Source organism: Microbacterium sp. 22296, assembly GCF_052045385.1.
GTDB lineage: Bacteria > Actinomycetota > Actinomycetes > Actinomycetales > Microbacteriaceae > Microbacterium.
In genome coordinates, this window is the sequence record NZ_JBQEOS010000001.1 from 323,087 (window position 1) to 339,294 (window position 16,208).

Here is a 16,208-nt window from a genome sequence, read left to right on the forward strand (position 1 = left end):
GAAGGAGCACCGACGATGAGTGATCTCACCCGCCTGACCGCCGCCCAGCTGGCCGCGAGGCTCTCGGCATCCGAGGTGTCCAGCGTCGAAGCCACGCAGGCGCACCTCGACCGCATCGCCGCCGTCGACGGTGACGTCCACGCCTTCCTCCACGTCAGCGACCACGCCCTCGACGTCGCACGAGACATCGACCGCCGTCGCGCTGCCGGTGAGCAGCTGCACGAGCTGGCCGGTGTTCCCCTGGCCGTCAAAGACGTGCTCGTCACGACCGACATGCCCTCCACGAGCGGATCGAAGATCCTCGAGGGGTACATGTCGCCCTACGACGCCACGGTCGTCTCGCGCTCACGCGCCGCGGGCCTGGTGCCGCTGGGCAAGACCAACATGGACGAGTTCGCGATGGGATCCTCCACCGAATTCTCGGCCTACGGCCCGACGCGCAACCCGTGGGACCTCGACCGCATCCCCGGAGGCTCCGGCGGTGGGTCGGCTGCGGCGGTCGCGGCCTTCGAGGCGCCTCTCGCCCTCGGCTCCGACACGGGCGGTTCGATCCGCCAGCCCGCGCACGTCACCGGCACGGTGGGCCTCAAGCCCACGTACGGCGGAGTCAGCCGCTATGGCGCGATCGCGCTGGCATCCAGCCTCGACCAGGTGGGCCCGGTCGCCCGCACCGTGCTCGACGCGGGACTGCTGCACGACGTCATCGGCGGGTACGACGCGCACGACTCGACCTCGCTGTCCGACGCGTGGCCCTCGTTCGCCGCCGCCGCCCGCGAGGGGGCGAACGGCGAGGTCCTGAAGGGCCTGAAGGTCGGCGTCATCCGCGAGCTCGACGACCGCGGCTTCCAGAAGGGCGTGTCGGACTCCTTCCGCGCGTCGCTGGCGGCCATGGAGGACCATGGTGCCGAGATCGTCGAGATCAGCGCGCCGCACTTCGAGTACGGCGTCGCCGCGTATTACCTGATCCTCCCCGCCGAGGCGTCGAGCAACCTGGCGAAGTTCGACTCGGTGCGCTTCGGCATGAGGGTGACGCCGCAGGGCACCCCGACCGTCGAGAACGTCATGGCCGCGACGCGCGACGCCGGCTTCGGCCCCGAGGTCAAGCGCCGCATCATCCTCGGTACCTACGCCCTGTCGGCGGGCTATTACGACGCCTATTACGGCAGCGCCCAGAAGGTGCGCACGCTGATCCAGCAGGACTTCGACGCCGCCTTCGGCCAGGTCGACGTGATCGCCACCCCGTCGGCGCCGACCACCGCGTTCCGCCTCGGCGAGAAGATCGACGACCCGCTGCAGATGTACCTCAACGACGTCACCACGATCCCCGCGAACCTCGCGGGCGTCCCCGGCATCTCGATCCCCAGCGGCCTCGCCGCGGAGGACGGTCTGCCGGTCGGCATCCAGTTCCTCGCCCCCGCTCGCGAAGACGCCCGTCTGTACCGTGTCGGCGCGGCGCTCGAAGCGGTGCTGGTGGACCAGTGGGGCGCCCCGCTGCTCGACAAGGCCCCCTCTCTCACCCTTCGACAGGCTCAGGGACCGAAAGCAGGAATGATCTGATGGCGAAAGACGCCCTGATGGACTTCGATGAGGCGCTCGAACTGTTCGAGCCCGTCCTCGGCTTCGAGGTGCACGTCGAGTTGAACACCGCGACGAAGATGTTCTCCGCGGCGCCCAACCCCGCGCACGAGGCGAACCACGGCGCAGAGCCGAACACCCTCGTCGCGCCGGTCGACATGGGGCTGCCGGGTGCCCTCCCGGTGGTCAACGCCGAGGCCATCCGCTCCTCGATCAGCCTGGGCCTCGCCCTCGGTTGCTCGATCGCCCCGTCGAGCCGGTTCGCGCGGAAGAACTACTTCTACCCCGACCTCGGCAAGAACTACCAGATCTCGCAGTACGACGAGCCGATCGCCTTCGAGGGATCGGTCGAGGTCGAGCTCGAAGACGGCACGATCGTCACGGTCCCGATCGAGCGCGCGCACATGGAGGAGGACGCCGGCAAGCTCACCCACATGGGGGGCGCGACCGGTCGCATCCAGGGCGCGGAGTACTCGCTCGTCGACTACAACCGCGCCGGCGTTCCTCTCGTCGAGATCGTGACCAAGCCGATCTTCGGTGCGGAGCACTCCGCCCCCGCGCTGGCGAAGGCGTACGTCGCGACGATCCGCGACATCGTGCGCGGCCTCGGCATCTCGGAGGCCAAGCTCGAGCGCGGAAACCTCCGCTGCGACGCGAACGTTTCGCTGCGTCCCCGCGGCCAGGAGAAGCTCGGCACCCGCACCGAGACGAAGAACGTCAACTCGATGCGTTCGGTCGAGCGCGCGGTGCGGTACGAGATCCAGCGTCAGGCCGCGATCCTCGCGAAGGGCGGCACCATCACGCAGGAGACGCGGCACTGGCACGAAGACACCGGGCGCACCTCTCCGGGTCGTCCGAAGTCGGATGCCGACGACTACCGCTACTTCCCGGAGCCCGACCTGCTGCCCGTGGTCCCCGCCGCGGAGCTGATCGAGGAATTGCGCGCAGCCCTTCCCGAACCGCCGGCCGCCCGCCGTCGCCGGTTGAAGGCCGAGTGGGGCTTCACCGACCTCGAGTTCCAGGACGTCGCGAACGGCGGGCTGCTCGACGCCGTCGCCGACACGATCGCCGCCGGGGCCGCTCCCGCCTCTGCTCGCAAGTGGTGGACCGGTGAGATCACCCGCGTGGCCAACACCCAGGAGCGAGACGCTGCCGACCTGGTCTCGCCCGAGAACGTCGCCGCGCTGCAGAAGCTCGTGGACGCGGGGACCCTCACCGACAAACTCGCGCGCCAGGTGCTCGAGGGCGTCATCGCCGGCGAAGGAACCCCGCAAGAGGTCGTCGACGCGCGCGGTCTCGCGGTCGTCTCCGACGACGGAGCGCTCATCGCCGCGATCGACACCGCCCTCGCCGCCCAGCCCGACGTGCTCGCGAAGATCCGCGACGGCAAGGTGCAGGCTGCCGGCGCCGTCATCGGTGCGGTCATGAAGGCCATGAGAGGTCAGGCCGACGCCGCGCGCGTGCGTGAGCTCGTTCTGGAGCGCGCCGCCGCGCTGTAAGACACCGGATGCCACGACTCCTGCCGTCTCGGACGGTTCCGGGTCGTGGCATCCGTCGTTCCTGCCGAATGGCGCGCGATGTGCGCGTTCGGCGGGCGCGTGGCGGGCCGTACCCCGGGTGCGAGCGGTGGGCAGCGCAGTGGTGCGCAGGAGGTCCGTGATTCGCGCCGGCTCAGTGCGGCTCGCGCCGGTCCGCGGTGGAGACCTGTCCGGCCCGATGTCGGAGGTCCGGGGGAGAATGGATGCCATGGGACGCGGGGACGGCACGGGGCGCATCGTTTCGCGCCCCGACGCGGATGACACCGGCACCGGCATCCTTCACGTCGACATGGATGCGTTCTTCGCATCCGTCGCCGTCCTCGACGACCCCTCCCTGAGGGGCAAACCGCTGATCATCGGCGGATCCGAGGGACGCGGCGTCGTCTCGAGCGCGTCGTACGAGGCCCGCCGGTACGGTGTGAAATCGGCTATGCCCGTCGCTCTCGCCCTTCGTCTGTGTCCGACGGCGATCGTGGTCAACCCGCCCTACCACCGCTATACAGAGATGTCGCGTCAGGTGATGGCCCTCTTCCACGACGTCACGCCGCTGGTCGAACCCCTCTCGATCGACGAAGCCTTCCTCGACGTCCGCGGCGCACGGCGACTCTGGGGCAGCCCCGGCACGATCGCGCGGGAGCTTCGCGCCCGGGTGAAGGCCGAGACGGGTCTGACGTGCAGCATCGGTGTGGCGGCGACCAAGCACGTGGCGAAAATGGCCTCGACGATCTCGAAGCCCGACGGGTTGCTCGTCGTCGCCGCGGCCGAAACCGAGGCGTTTCTCCGGCCCCGTTCGGTCCGGGCGCTGTGGGGCGTCGGGCCGAAAGCGGCCGAGGCATTGGAGTCCCGCGGCATCCGGCTCGTGTCCGACATCCTCGACACGCCGCGGCACTCCCTGGACCAGGTGCTGGGAAGCGCGATGGGCGAACGGATCTGGCAGCTGTCGCGCGGCATCGATGCGCGTGAGGTGCACACGGGCCGCTCGGAGAAGAGCGTCGGTCACGAAGAGACCTTCCACACCGACATCTCCGACACCGCCACGCTTCACATCGAATTCCGGCGTCTCGCCGACCGCGTCGGCGCGCGGCTGCGCGCTCAGCAGTACGAGGCCTCGACCATCTCGATCAAGGTGCGCTTCTCGGACTTCACGACGCTGAGCCGCTCACGGACGCTGCCCGAGCCCACCTCGGTCGGCCAACGTGTCGGCGACGCGGCGATCGAGCTGTTCGATTCCATCGACCGTCGCCAGGCGGTGCGGCTCGTCGGCGTCCGCGGCGAAAAGCTCAAACCCGCGGCCATGGCTGCCACCCTCTGGGACGACGACGCCGAATGGCGCCGGGTCGAAGGCGCGCTCGACGGGGCCACGGCCCGATTCGGGCGGGGTGCGGTGACGCGGGGCTCTCTGCTGGGCCCGTCGCGGGGCGGGGGAGCGCTGCCGACGAACCCGCGTCCGTCGTACGACCATTGAGCAGTCGCGATGCGCCTGCCTCCCGCCGCCCTGAGACTCCTCACGCGGCATACGGGGACGGGTCGTCTCGACGGACTCGTGAGCCTCGGACGGGTGCGCAGCCGTGACGCCCTTCGGCGAGGGCGCTGAACCGCGCGGCGACAGGCGTCGCACGCGCGCGGGCCCGACGCAACGCCCCTTCGACGCGACCGACCCACGCGCTACGGTGGTGGACATGCCCAACCTCGCACTCGAACTCGGCAAGCAGTCCACCCACTTCGGCGTCTCCGCCGCCTACGGCGAGCAACAGGATGTCGACGGCGTGCGCATCGTCCCCGTCGCCCTCGTGTGGGCCGGTTACGGCGGCGGCTCCGACGAGCAGGGCAACGGTGGAGGTGGCGGGGGCGGATACACCCTGCCGCTCGGCGCCTACATCCGCCGTGGCGACGACCTCCGCTTCGACCCGAACCTCGTGTCTCTGCTCGCTGTCGGCATCCCGTTCGTGTGGGTCGCGGGTCGCGCGCTCAGCCGTGTCATCCGCGCCCTCAAGAAGTAACACCGACCCGGTCGACGCCGCCCTGGGGGCGGCAGTGGTCGCGCTTGCCGATCGCGTGCTCGCGATCGCCGCGCCCAACCCGGTGGTGGTCGTCGATGGCCGCAGTGGGGCTGGGAAGAGTTCTCTTGCGCGCCGGCTCGTCGCCGGCTGGCCCGGCCGGGGCCGCGTGCAGCTCGTCGCGCTCGATGACGTGTACCCGGGTTGGGACGGCCTCGCCGACGGCGTGGTTTACGCGCGCGAGAGCATCCTGCGCCCCCACGCGCGGGGGTTGATCGGCGTGTGGGAACGCTGGGATTGGGAGACGGAGGCGCGGGCCGAAGCTCACGCGGTCGACCCGTCGCTGCCCCTCGTCGTCGAAGGGTCGGGACTGCTCACGCCCGAGGTCGCCGCCCTCGCCGACGTGACGGTCTGGGTCGAGGCGCCCGGCCCGTCGCGAAAAGCGCGGGCGCTGAGCCGAGACGGTGAGACCTATCGTCCGCACTGGGATCGGTGGGCGCTTCAGGAAGACCGCCACATCGCTGCGGACGACCCCGCCTCGCTCGCGTCGGTGGTCGTCCGCGTGCCGTAGGCATGCTCGCCCGCGGCGCGTCGTCACCGGCGCATCATCGCGGTCAGGGGCGATCGAGCGCGGTCATCAGTCCGTCGAGGCGGTAGCCGATCCAGTCGTATACCCCGAAGCGTGGATCTTCGGGCTGGTGGTCGTCTTCGGTCTTGATGCCGAGCCGTGTCGCCAGCACGAGACGGACGGCCGACAGCGTGCGCATCCACGCCAGAGCCTCTCCTTCACCCAGTGCGACGGCTATCGTGGCATCTGGATCGCTGGTGGGGTCGAGGTCGGCGCCGTCGATCCCCAGTGTCCGTAGGACGGTCGCCGCATCCTGGCCTCGACGCTCGAGAAGGTCTCCCCCCGTGAGACGGCGGAACTCCTGACTCGCGGCCTCATCGTCCGGGTACGCATCGGGAAGCAACCGAGTCACGGCAGGATCGGTGGACGACCGGGTGTCGGCGAGGAGATCGCGGAACTGGCCGACGATGCCGGCGAGGTGCAGGGCCTCGAGTCCACTGATCTCGAGCACCACGATGCGCTCACTCACGCCGGGTCCTTTCTCACGGTGGCCCACAGGCCGAAATCGTGCATCGCCTGAGTGTGCGCCTCCATCACCTCGCGGGGGCCGCGCGCGACGACCGCGTGGCCGTCGTGGTGCACGGCGAGCATCAGACGGTGCGCGGTCGCGGCATCGAAGCCGAAGTAACTTCGGAAGACGTGCGCGACATAGCTCATCAGGTTCACGGGGTCGTTCCACACGACGGTCTGCCACGCGGAGGGGGGCTGTGATGACAGCGCGCTACCCGTTTCGGCATCGAGATCGGGCATGGCCAGGCCACCCATCACGCCCACCCGAGCTCGTGGAGCCGCTCGTCATCGATGCCGTAGAAGTGGGCGATCTCGTGCACGAGCGTCGTGTGGATCTCGTCTCGCAGCTCGTCTTCGTCTGCGCACGCCGCGAGGTGGGGCTCGCGGTAGAGGATGATGCGGTCGGGGAGTTCTCCGACCCCGTAGCGGTCGCGCTCGGTCAAGGCCCATCCGTCGTAGAGGCCCAGCAGGTCGAGGGAACCGTCTTCGGGGCGGTCCTCGACGACGAAGACGACGTTGTCGAGACCCTCGACCATGTCGTCGGGAAGCTGATCGAGCTCGTCGACCACGAGGCGTTCGAACGCCTCGGCGTCGAAGACGAGAGGGGGATGACCAGGGATGCCGTCATCGGCGGACGTCGTGGTCTGCGCGCGCTCGGACGAGGTCGTCACGTTCCCCGCATACGGTTCGTCGCCATCGTGCACGCGAGCCTCCCGGGGTCTGTGAAGCAGTGACCCGCTCCGGCGTCGGGTCGCTGCTCCGTCGTCGATTCTACGGGCGCGAGGTCGTCGCGGGCGGGGAATGCGAGAGCCCGGGGGACTGTGTCCGCCGGGCTCTCGTGGTGGAATGGGGTGGCTAACGGGACTTGAACCCGCGGCCCCCGCGACCACAACGCGGTGCTCTACCAACTGAGCTATAGCCACCATGTGTCTGCCGCAGCAGACAACTGAACGATTATGTCATACGTCCAGGGCGAACGACGACACGGCCGCCGTCGAAACGGTCTTCGCCTCGTCGCTCGTGGGACCGGGCTGGGGGACGAAGACCGCGGCGCGATAGTAGGCCAATTCGCGGATCGATTCGCGGATGTCGGCAAGGGCCCGATGGCCTCCGTGCTTGGCCGGCGCCTGGTAATAAGCGCGCGGATACCACCGACGTGAAAGCTCCTTGATGCTCGAAACGTCGACGTTCCGGTAGTGCAGCCACCGATCGACGCGCGGCATGTACTTCGCCAGGAACATGCGGTCGGTGCCGATCGTGTTGCCGGCGAGGGGTGCCTTGCCCTCGACCGGGGCGAAGCGCTGAATGTATTCGAGCGCCTGGAACTCGGCATCCGCGAGGCTCACGCCGTGCGGGATCTCGTCGAGCAGTCCCGAGGACCGGTGCATCTCGGTGACGAAGTCGCCCATGTTGGCCAGGGCGGAGTCGTCGGGCTTGATGACGATCTGGAAGCCGGGGTCGAGCACGTTCAGCTCGAAGTCGGTGATGACGACGGCGATCTCGACGAGTTCGTCGACCGCGAGGTCGAGACCCGTCATCTCGCAATCGATCCAGACGAGCCGGTCGTTCTCGGAGGCGTTTACCATCCCCCCATTCTAGTGAGGGGGCTCCGCGGGGGATCTGGTCCCCCAGACACGATTCGAACGTGTGACCGGCGGATTAGAAGGCCGCTGCTCTATCCACTGAGCTACTGGGGGTCGACTTCAGGATATCCGTCGTCGCCGACGCGCCGCACCAGCCCCTGGCGTGCCCGCCCGTGCGGGCGTAATCTCCCGCGCAACGAGAGCAAAGGAGCACTCATGTCGGAAACCGTGACCAAGCGTCTCTGGGTGGCCTACGGACCCGTCGGGGTCGTCGGGAAGATTCAGCAGGATGCCGAGGGATACAGCGTGCACATGGCGGGCAAGGACGAGCGACTCGGCGTGTACCCGTCGATGGAGATCGCCAAGAACGCCCTGCACTCCCACCTGAAGCCCGGGAGCGACCGGCCGGAGTTCCGGGAGCACTGACGGTCGCCGCGACTCCCGGGTGCGGATGGCCCCGCCCGGGGGCGCGTGATCCGGGCGGTCGAGTCTCGCACGCGGGAGCGGACACCGCCCCGCCTCATACGCCGGCGCGGACATCGCGCGTGCCTTATACGCGGGTGAGCCGCCGCGTGCGAGGAGTCGGGCGGGTGAATGCCAGCAACGGCATCGCGACATGCACGAGCGGGCCGATGCCCAGGGCGAAGACGACCGTGCCTACACCGACGGTTCCCCCGAGGAGCCAGCCGAGGATGAGCACTGATCCCTCGACGGTGAGTCGGCACGCCCAGATGGGCCATCCGAACCGGCCGTGCAGGCCGGTCATGAGACCGTCGCGCGGGCCGGGGCCGAAGCGCGCGCCGATGTAGAGCCCCGAGGCCACCGCCACCAGGACGACACCCGCAACGAGGAGCAGTGTCTGCGCCCAGAGCTGGTCGGGGTGGGGAAGGACCCAGAGTGCGACCTGCATGCTCGTCCCCACGAGGAGGATGTTGGCGATGGTGCCGACCCCGGGCTTCTGGCGCAGCGGGATCCACAACAGCAGCACGGCGAGACCGACGAGGTTGGTGATCCAGCCGATCCCGAGGCCCGTGACGCGCGACAGTCCCTGAGCGAACACCGTCCACGGGTCGACGCCGAGGCCGGCGGCCACGGTGAGGGCGCAGCCGACGCCGTACAGCGCGAGACCGATCAATAAACGGGTGATCCGGGAAAGCATGGAGAGATCCAATCACGAGATTGGATGTAGGCAAGGATGCCAATTTGGCTATCGTGGACTCATGGATTCCCGCATCTCGGCCCGCGCTCTTTCCGCCGCTCTCGGCGGCTGGCGGGGGAGCGGGCCCGCGTACGAGGCGCTCGCCGACGGCATCCGGCTGCTGTGTCTCGACAACAGGCTCGCCCCCTCGACGGCTCTGCCCGCTGAGCGTGAGCTCGCGACGGCTCTGCACCTGAGCCGGACGACCGTCGCCGCCGCGTACCGCAGCCTGAGGGACAGCGGGCACATCGAGAGTCTGCGTGGGAGCGGCAGCGTGACGCTTCCACTTCGCAGGAACGACCCGGGGCGACTGGACGCCGGGGATGCGGCGATCGATCTGCAGCAGGCGAGCCCTGCAGCATGGCCCGGTCTGCCGGCGGTCATCGCCGAGGCGACGCAGGACGCCCCGGCCCTGGTCGCGCGCATCGGGTACGACGTGGTGGGCGACGCGGGATTGCGTGCGGCGATCGCGGATCATTACGCGGGGCGCGGCCTTCCCACGTCGCCAGACCAGATCCTCGTCACGACGGGCGCCCAGAGCGCCATCCACCTCATCGCGTCGGTGCTGCTCGGCCGTGCGGACCGGGTGATGCTGGAGACGCCGACGTATCCGCACGCGGCCGACGCCTTCCGACGCGTCGGCGCGCGACTCATCGGGGTGCCGGTCGACTCCGACGCCGGATGGGACCTGGAGCGCGCGGCGCAGAGTTTCGCGCGTGCTCTGCCGACGTTGGCCTACCTGATGCCCGACTTTCAGAATCCGACGGGCCGCACCATGAGCGCCGCGGAGGTGTCGGCCTTCGTCTCGGCGGCCCAGGCCGCGGGCACGATGCTGGTACTCGACGAGACCACGGCGCAGCTCGACATCGACCGCCCGGCCGCTCCTGCGCCGTTCCCCGATGACGAACGCATCATCCGCGTCGCGTCGCTCGGCAAGACCGTGTGGGGCGGCCTTCGCGTCGGGTGGGTCCGCGCGGCTCCGGACATCGTGAGGCGCCTCGCGAGCGGCCGCCCGGTGCATGACCTCGGCACCCCTGAGATCGAGCAGGCCATCGCTCGGCGGCTCGTCCCCCGTCTCGACGAGATCTCGCTACAGCGCGGTGAGCTGCTGCGCACGGGCCGCGACAGCCTTGTCGCGGCTCTTCGCCGGACACTGCCCGAGTGGGAGGTGCCCGACGTGTTCGGCGGCGTTTCGGTGTGGGTGGGCCTCGGGGAGCCGCTCAGCACGCCCCTGGTCATGAACGCCCGGGCTCGGGGGTTGGCGCTGTCGGCGGGATCGCGCTTCGCCGTGGAGGGCGGTCACGACCGGCGCCTGCGCGTGCCGTTCACGGCTCCGCCGGCGACGCTCGAACGGGCCGTGGACGTCTTGCGCGCTGCCTGGGACGATGTGCGCGGCGGTCGGACGAGTTCGGCCCGCGAGGACTTCGCTCACGTCGTCTGACGCGCGCGACCTGACCCGACGGATCGCCGTCCGCCCCTCAGCGGGCGTAGCGCAGGCACTCGACCGCGTCACTCGACGACCAGAATTCCCCGAGTCGGCGGAAGCTGCCCGACGCGGCGTGGAAGCGCTCGGCCGCGTAGCGCCAACCTCCGTCGGAGGAGATAGCCCGGATGTGACCCACGACGATGCCGCGCGGATCGGCGATGCGCCACAGGCCCGCGGCGACGTGCGTCGCCGCTCCCCACCCGGCCGAGCGCGGAGCCGGGGCGAGATCGTTCCACAGTGCGGTGGTCATGCCCCGACGGTACGACCGACCTCCGACATCGGCTGCGACCCGAGCAGGGGCCGCTCCTCCCCATCCGTGAGTCGCCGTCATCCATCCACGGAACGGCGGAATCGTGGCGCCCGCGCCCGCGCATTCCGGTCATCCTGGGCGGGCTCCGGCATCCGTCGGGCACACGGATGCCGGAGCGCACATCACGTCGAGAGGACACATCATGAGCGACCACATCACCCTCGTGGGCAACATCGTCGGTGACATCGAACAGCGAGCCACGCGCGCCGGCGACTCCATCGCCGCATTCCGCCTCGCCGTCGGCGAGCGAAGGCTCGACAAGGAGCGCGGCGAGTGGGTCGACGCCCACACGAACTACTATTCGGTCTCCGTCTTCGGAGACCTGGGCGCCAACGCGCTCCGATCGCTGCGCAAGGGCGAGCGCGTCGTCCTGAGCGGGAGACTGCGGCTGCGCGAGTGGGAGACCGAGACGAGACGCGGCGTGAGCGCCGATGTCGTCGCCGATGCCCTCGGTCACGATCTGCGGTGGGGCACCACACGCTTCGACCGCACGCCCAGACCCGGCGCACCGGCCGGCGCGGCGTCCGACTCCACCACGGCCGGCACCGGCCCCGCCGGAGCCGAGGGGCTGGACGCCGCGAAGGAGTCGGTGTGGACGGTGCCGGGCGCGCCGAGAGAACCGGTGGGCGTCGGAGCGGGTCCGGCAGGAGCGGCCCCGGTGGACTCCGAGCAACCGTTCTGAGGTCCGCCCGCACTCAGCGGCGGCCGAGGGAGCGCGGCGTGCGGGTCCGTAGACTCGACGCCGTGTCTCGCTCCTTCGGTCGCCCTCTCGCCGCCCTGACCCTCTTGGCCACCCTGGCCCTCGCGGGCTGCACCGGCGAACCTCCTACGTCGCCGACCGACACGGCCGAGACGAGCGCCGCGGCGTCGTCGGGTCCGGCGGATGCCGCCACCCCCGCGACGAGCTCTCCGGCTGCCGTGGCCCTCGTTCCGGGTGGGAGCGCGCAGCAGAACCTCCCGTTCTTCACACAGGTCGTCGCCACCGTGTGGGCGGGACCCGGCCAGGTCAGCGGACGCGCCTACATCGACGCGCTGGCGGGGGCGGGATTCGACAAGGGGACGATGCAGGTGACGCCCGACGAGTCGACCATCGGGAACGCCGCCGAGAGCATCGAGTTCTCCGTCCGACTCGGCGCGGACTGCCTCGTCGGTCAGGTCGGACCCTCCATCGGCGATCCCGTCACGACGGTGCTGCCCGGCCTTTCGTCGGGCGGGTGCCTGATCGGGCAGACGCGGCCGATCGACTGGTGAGAGGCGTCCCGCCACCGTCGGCGCCCGCCGCACGCCGCCCCTAGACTGGACGGGATATGGCCGAATACATCTATTCCATGGTCCGTGCCCGCAAGGCTGTGGGCGACAAGCTCATCCTCGACGACGTCACAATGTCGTTCCTCCCCGGTGCGAAGATCGGGATGGTCGGCCCGAACGGCGCCGGAAAGTCCACGATCCTCAAGATCATGGCCGGTCTCGACAACCCCTCGAACGGCGAGGCCCGTCTGAGCCCCGGCTTCTCGGTCGGCATCCTGATGCAGGAGCCCGAGCTCGACGACACCAAGACGGTGCTGGAGAACATCCAGGACGGGGTGGCGATCAAGCCGAAGCTCGATCGATTCAACGAGATCTCCTCCCTCATGGCCGATCCTGACGCCGACTTCGACGCGCTGTTGGCCGAAATGGGCACGCTGCAGGAAGAAATCGACGCCGCGGACGGGTGGGACCTCGACTCCCAGCTCGAGCAGGCGATGGACGCGCTGCGCACGCCGCCCGCCGACGCCTCGGTGGTTCCGCTCTCCGGTGGAGAGCGTCGTCGCGTGGCCCTCGCGAAGCTCCTGCTGCAGAAGCCCGACCTGCTGCTTCTCGACGAGCCCACCAACCACCTCGACGCCGAGAGCGTGCTGTGGCTCGAACAGCACCTCAAGGCCTACAAGGGCGCGGTCATCGCCATCACCCACGACCGGTACTTCCTCGACAACGTCGCGGAGTGGATCGCCGAGGTCGACCGCGGGCACCTCTACCCCTACGAGGGCAACTACTCGACCTACCTCGAGAAGAAGGGTCAGCGTCTCGAGGTGCAGGGCAAGAAGGACGCCAAGCTCGCCAAGCGCCTTAAAGAAGAACTCGAGTGGGTACGCTCCAACGCCAAGGGCCGCCAGGTCAAGTCGAAGGCACGCCTCGCGCGCTACGAAGAGATGGCAGCCGAGGCCGAGCGCACGCGCAAGTTGGACTTCGACGAGATCCAGATCCCCGCGGGCCCGCGTCTCGGCGGTATCGTCATCGACGCGAAGAAGCTCGAGAAGAGCTTCGGCGACCGTTCGCTGATCAGCAACCTCAGTTTCAACCTGCCGCCGAACGGCATCGTCGGGGTCATCGGTCCCAACGGCGTCGGAAAGACGACGCTCTTCAAGACCATCGTCGGCCTCGAGCCGCTCGACGGGGGAACCCTGAAGATCGGCGAGACGGTCAAGATCAGCTACGTCGACCAGTCGCGCGCGGCCATCGACCCCGAGAAGACGCTCTGGGAAGTCGTTTCCGACGGACTCGACATCATCACGGTCGGCAAGACCGAGATCCCCTCGCGCGCGTACGTGTCGAAGTTCGGCTTCAAGGGGCCCGACCAGCAGAAGAAGGCCGGTGTGCTCTCCGGTGGCGAGCGCAACCGTCTGAACCTGGCGATGACCCTGAAGGAGGGCGGCAACCTGCTGCTCCTCGACGAGCCCACGAACGACCTCGACGTCGAGACCCTCAGCTCGCTCGAGAACGCGCTTCTCGAGTTCCCCGGCTGCGCCGTGGTCATCACCCACGACCGGTGGTTCCTCGACCGGATCGCCACGCACATCCTCGCCTACGAGGGCACCGACGAGCACCCCGATCAGTGGCACTGGTTCGAGGGCAACTTCGAGGCGTACGAGGCCAACAAGATCGAACGTTTCGGAGCGGATGCCGCGAACCCGGCGCGTTCGACGTACCGCAAGCTCACGCGTGACTGAGACCCCCGCACCTCTCGACTCGGGTCCGGCCGGCGCCGGACCCGAGCGGGTGCACGTGCCGATCCCCCTGCGATGGGGAGATCTCGATGCCCTCGGGCACGTCAACAACACGTCGATGCTGAAGCTGCTCGAGGAGGCGCGGCTGCGTGCATTCTGGCGCGGCGACGGCGAGGGCAGCGCGCCGCCGACCGCGGTGTTCGACATGAGCGTGCTCGAGAGCGGAGGCGAGCGCGCGACGCTCATCGCGCGCCAGGAGATCGAGTACCTCCGCCCGGTGCCCTACAGCCAGCGCCCCCTCGACGTGCGCCTGTGGATCGGCGCGATGGGGGGATCGAGCGCCGACATCTGCTTCGAGGTGTACAGCCCGGCGGGCTCCGACGAGCCGGTGCTCTACGCCCGGGCCACCGTCGTCGTGGTGCTCGTCGACACCGCCAGCGGTCGTCCGATCCGCTGGAGCTCGGCCGAGCGACAGGCGTGGGCGCCCTACACCGGCGATCCGATCGACTACCGCCGACGTTCCGCCCGGGGCTGAGCGCGGTCCGCTACGGACTCGACGGCGGTTCGCCGCGTCTGAGGACGGGCGTTGTTCGCGCCCGGGGTGCCCGTGGCGCCGCGATCTGTTCGCGCCCGGGGTGCCCGTGTCGCCGCGAGCCGTTCGCGCCCGGGGTGCCCGTGTCGCCGCGAGCCGTTCGCAACCGCGACGCCCGTAGCCGCACGAGCTGCCTGCACCCGGCGCGCCTGCAGCGCCATGGGCTACCGCCGGCCACGGCCCGCGGCATCCGTCGATGACGTCAGTCGGTGGGCACCCGCACCATGATCTCCTGCGCGACGCTCGCCACGAGCAGACCGTCGCGCGTGTAGATGCGCCCGGTCGACAAGCCACGGCCGCCGCGCGCGTTGGGCGACTCCTGCACGTACAAGAGCCAGTCGTCGACACGTCCGGGGCGATGCCACCACATCGCGTGGTCGAGACTGGCGACCTTCAGCCCCGGCGTGCTCCACGCCACACCGTGCGCACGCAGGATCGTCTCCTGAATGGTGAGGTCGCTGAGGTAGGCGAGCGCGGCACGGTGCACGGCGGGATCGTCGGGCAGTCGGCGACGCGTGCGCATCCACACGGCCTGACGGGGGACGTGCGGACCCTCGACCGAGGTGTACAGGGGGGATGGAACGTGCAGCACATCGGCCGGACGCTCGGAGAACATCCGTCGGCTGAGCGGATGCAGACCCCGCGGATCGAACTCCGGCAGGTCTTCGGGGAGGGGGATGCCGTCGGGCATCGGCTCGGCGTGCTCGAGACCCGGGTCGTCGTCTTGGAACGAGGCGATCATCGAGAAGATCGGCACGCCCGCCTGATACGCCTGGGTGCGGCGCGTCGAGAACGAGCGCCCGTCGTGGATGCGGTCGACAGAGAAAGTGATGCCGTCGGCGGGGTCACCGGGTCGCAGGAAGTACCCGTGCATCGAATGCACTGTGCGCTCGGGGGAGAGGGTGCGCGAGGCCGCGACGATGGACTGCGCGAGCACCTGACCGCCGTACACACGGCCGAAGGGCATGGCCTGCGAGACGCCGGTGAAGATGTCTTCGGTGGTCCGGGCTCCGGCGTCGCGGAGGTCGAGGACCTCGAGCAACGACGCCACGGGATCCTCGGAGTCGGTCACGCTGATTCCCTTCCGGTACGGCGAGTCCGCACCGCTTGGTAGTTTAGGGCGGGTGTCCGCGCGTCTGTTGTTCCCCGATCCGCAGGCGGCAGCCGACCTGCTCACCTTCGCGTCCCGCGCGATCCGACTGGGCGATGGGACGGTGCGGCTGCGGGCCGAGAGCGGAGTGCTCGTCGCCACGGCCGCCCCTCTGGCGCCCCGTGGCCTGTTCGACACCACCCCCACGGTGCTGGGAGTGCGCGTGTCGGCCATCGACCCCGAGCTGGAGTGCGATCTCGTCGTCGACGCCGCAGCTCTCCTGCCGGCCCCCGACGACGCTCAGGCCGTGATCCTTCCCGAGACCGCGACCTCTCCCGCGTGGGCGGGAATTTCCCCGCCGCGCAGCGGATGGGACCAGACGGATGCCATCGACGCCGCCGTTCTGGCATCCCGGGCTCAGTACGGCGTCGCCGCCGTCGCCGACGCCCTGCCCGCGAACGCGGGGGAGGATGTCGTCCGCGTCGTCCGCGCTCAGGTGTGGGGTCAGGCCGATGAGGCGCTGGGCGGCCTGCCGCTCGGGACAGCTTTCGCGGCCTTCGCCCTCGGTTTCATCGCCGGAAGCGAGATGTCCACCGTGAGACGGAGCGGCGCCTGGACGCGGGTGACCCTCGCGCGGGGTCACGTGCTCGTTCGGGGGCCGGTGCGTTCGGGGCTGACGGCTGTGCGCGCGACGGGTGCCTGACCCAGCAAGCGCAT

The 16,208-nt window shown here is 69.7% G+C and carries 19 protein-coding genes and 2 tRNA genes; 12 read left to right on the forward strand and 9 right to left on the reverse strand.

The genetic code is table 11. The annotated features are described in order from the left end of the window. The first annotated feature begins 15 nt into the window (after positions 1–15). The 5 genes from gatA (at position 16) to ACTJJP_RS01560 (ending at position 5,681) form a co-directional block, all read left to right on the forward strand. Positions 16–1,557, forward strand: a complete 1,542-nt coding sequence (gatA, locus tag ACTJJP_RS01540; RefSeq protein ID WP_440773291.1) for an Asp-tRNA(Asn)/Glu-tRNA(Gln) amidotransferase subunit GatA — start codon at positions 16–18, stop codon at positions 1,555–1,557. Next, a complete protein-coding gene (gatB, locus tag ACTJJP_RS01545) occupies positions 1,557–3,074 on the forward strand; it encodes an Asp-tRNA(Asn)/Glu-tRNA(Gln) amidotransferase subunit GatB (protein ID WP_440773292.1) in 1,518 nt (505 codons plus the stop codon). Before gatA ends, gatB begins: the two co-directional genes overlap by 1 nt. Before the next feature lie 247 nt (positions 3,075–3,321). Beyond that, positions 3,322–4,578: a DNA polymerase IV gene (locus ACTJJP_RS01550; protein WP_440773293.1), complete on the forward strand. Its 1,257-nt coding sequence runs from the start codon at positions 3,322–3,324 to the stop codon at positions 4,576–4,578. Between the two features lie 214 nt (positions 4,579–4,792). Then, positions 4,793–5,113 (forward strand): hypothetical protein, encoded by a 321-nt coding sequence (locus tag ACTJJP_RS01555; RefSeq protein ID WP_440773294.1) that lies wholly within the window; start codon positions 4,793–4,795, stop codon positions 5,111–5,113. Beyond that, the gene (locus tag ACTJJP_RS01560) at positions 5,088–5,681 is read left to right on the forward strand and encodes a hypothetical protein (protein ID WP_440773295.1); all 594 of its coding nucleotides are present in this window, start codon (positions 5,088–5,090) and stop codon (positions 5,679–5,681) included. Before ACTJJP_RS01555 ends, ACTJJP_RS01560 begins: the two co-directional genes overlap by 26 nt. Before the next feature lie 43 nt (positions 5,682–5,724). On the opposite strand, the gene ACTJJP_RS01565 is transcribed toward ACTJJP_RS01560, so the two are convergent. From ACTJJP_RS01565 to ACTJJP_RS01590, 6 genes are all read right to left on the reverse strand, one after another. Beyond that, a complete protein-coding gene (locus tag ACTJJP_RS01565; RefSeq protein WP_440773296.1) occupies positions 5,725–6,207 on the reverse strand; it encodes a DUF2017 family protein in 483 nt (160 codons plus the stop codon). Next, complete coding sequence (gene clpS / locus ACTJJP_RS01570) at positions 6,204–6,488, reverse strand: ATP-dependent Clp protease adapter ClpS (protein WP_440773297.1); 285 nt, start codon at positions 6,486–6,488, stop codon at positions 6,204–6,206. The genes ACTJJP_RS01565 and clpS overlap by 4 nt, the downstream gene beginning before the upstream one ends. 14 nt (positions 6,489–6,502) lie before the next feature. Beyond that, positions 6,503–6,784 carry a metallopeptidase family protein gene (locus tag ACTJJP_RS01575; protein WP_440773670.1) on the reverse strand — a complete coding sequence of 94 codons (282 nt, stop codon included), beginning with the start codon at positions 6,782–6,784 and terminating at the stop codon, positions 6,503–6,505. A 311-nt stretch (positions 6,785–7,095) separates the two neighbouring features. Next, positions 7,096–7,171 (reverse strand) — tRNA-His (locus ACTJJP_RS01580). A 36-nt stretch (positions 7,172–7,207) separates the two neighbouring features. Then, complete coding sequence (gene orn, locus ACTJJP_RS01585) at positions 7,208–7,834, reverse strand: oligoribonuclease (protein WP_440773298.1); 627 nt, start codon at positions 7,832–7,834, stop codon at positions 7,208–7,210. 35 nt (positions 7,835–7,869) lie between these two features. Next, a tRNA-Arg gene (locus ACTJJP_RS01590) sits at positions 7,870–7,945 on the reverse strand. Between the two features lie 102 nt (positions 7,946–8,047). Here ACTJJP_RS01590 and ACTJJP_RS01595 point away from each other — a divergent pair. Next, on the forward strand, positions 8,048–8,257 hold the full coding sequence (locus tag ACTJJP_RS01595) for a methyltransferase (protein WP_285137194.1): 210 nt from the start codon (positions 8,048–8,050) through the stop codon (positions 8,255–8,257). 124 nt (positions 8,258–8,381) lie between these two features. Here the strand turns inward: ACTJJP_RS01595 and yczE are convergent, their stop codons facing one another. Further along, on the reverse strand, positions 8,382–8,990 hold the full coding sequence (yczE, locus tag ACTJJP_RS01600; RefSeq protein ID WP_440773299.1) for a membrane protein YczE: 609 nt from the start codon (positions 8,988–8,990) through the stop codon (positions 8,382–8,384). Between the two features lie 61 nt (positions 8,991–9,051). Here yczE and yczR point away from each other — a divergent pair, with 61 nt between their 5' ends. Next, the gene (gene yczR / locus ACTJJP_RS01605) at positions 9,052–10,470 is read left to right on the forward strand and encodes a MocR-like transcription factor YczR (RefSeq protein WP_440773300.1); all 1,419 of its coding nucleotides are present in this window, start codon (positions 9,052–9,054) and stop codon (positions 10,468–10,470) included. Positions 10,471–10,507: 37 nt separating this feature from the next. On the opposite strand, the gene ACTJJP_RS01610 is transcribed toward yczR, so the two are convergent. After that, positions 10,508–10,765: a hypothetical protein gene (locus ACTJJP_RS01610; protein WP_440773301.1), complete on the reverse strand. Its 258-nt coding sequence runs from the start codon at positions 10,763–10,765 to the stop codon at positions 10,508–10,510. A 202-nt stretch (positions 10,766–10,967) separates the two neighbouring features. Here ACTJJP_RS01610 and ACTJJP_RS01615 point away from each other — a divergent pair, with 202 nt between their 5' ends. From ACTJJP_RS01615 to ACTJJP_RS01630, 4 genes are all read left to right on the forward strand, one after another. Next, positions 10,968–11,507, forward strand: a complete 540-nt coding sequence (locus ACTJJP_RS01615; protein WP_440773302.1) for a single-stranded DNA-binding protein — start codon at positions 10,968–10,970, stop codon at positions 11,505–11,507. 62 nt (positions 11,508–11,569) lie between these two features. Further along, complete coding sequence (locus ACTJJP_RS01620) at positions 11,570–12,076, forward strand: DUF6993 domain-containing protein (protein WP_440773303.1); 507 nt, start codon at positions 11,570–11,572, stop codon at positions 12,074–12,076. A gap of 56 nt (positions 12,077–12,132) precedes the next feature. Next, positions 12,133–13,812 (forward strand): energy-dependent translational throttle protein EttA, encoded by a 1,680-nt coding sequence (ettA, locus tag ACTJJP_RS01625; RefSeq protein ID WP_440773304.1) that lies wholly within the window; start codon positions 12,133–12,135, stop codon positions 13,810–13,812. Further along, positions 13,805–14,344, forward strand: a complete 540-nt coding sequence (locus ACTJJP_RS01630) for an acyl-CoA thioesterase (protein ID WP_440773305.1) — start codon at positions 13,805–13,807, stop codon at positions 14,342–14,344. Before ettA ends, ACTJJP_RS01630 begins: the two co-directional genes overlap by 8 nt. Before the next feature lie 259 nt (positions 14,345–14,603). On the opposite strand, the gene ACTJJP_RS01635 is transcribed toward ACTJJP_RS01630, so the two are convergent. Beyond that, a complete protein-coding gene (locus ACTJJP_RS01635; protein ID WP_440773306.1) occupies positions 14,604–15,473 on the reverse strand; it encodes an acyl-CoA thioesterase in 870 nt (289 codons plus the stop codon). Positions 15,474–15,525: 52 nt separating this feature from the next. On the opposite strand from ACTJJP_RS01635, the gene ACTJJP_RS01640 reads away from it, so the two are divergent. Continuing rightward, complete coding sequence (locus tag ACTJJP_RS01640) at positions 15,526–16,194, forward strand: hypothetical protein (protein ID WP_440773307.1); 669 nt, start codon at positions 15,526–15,528, stop codon at positions 16,192–16,194. Positions 16,195–16,208: the final 14 nt, after the last annotated feature.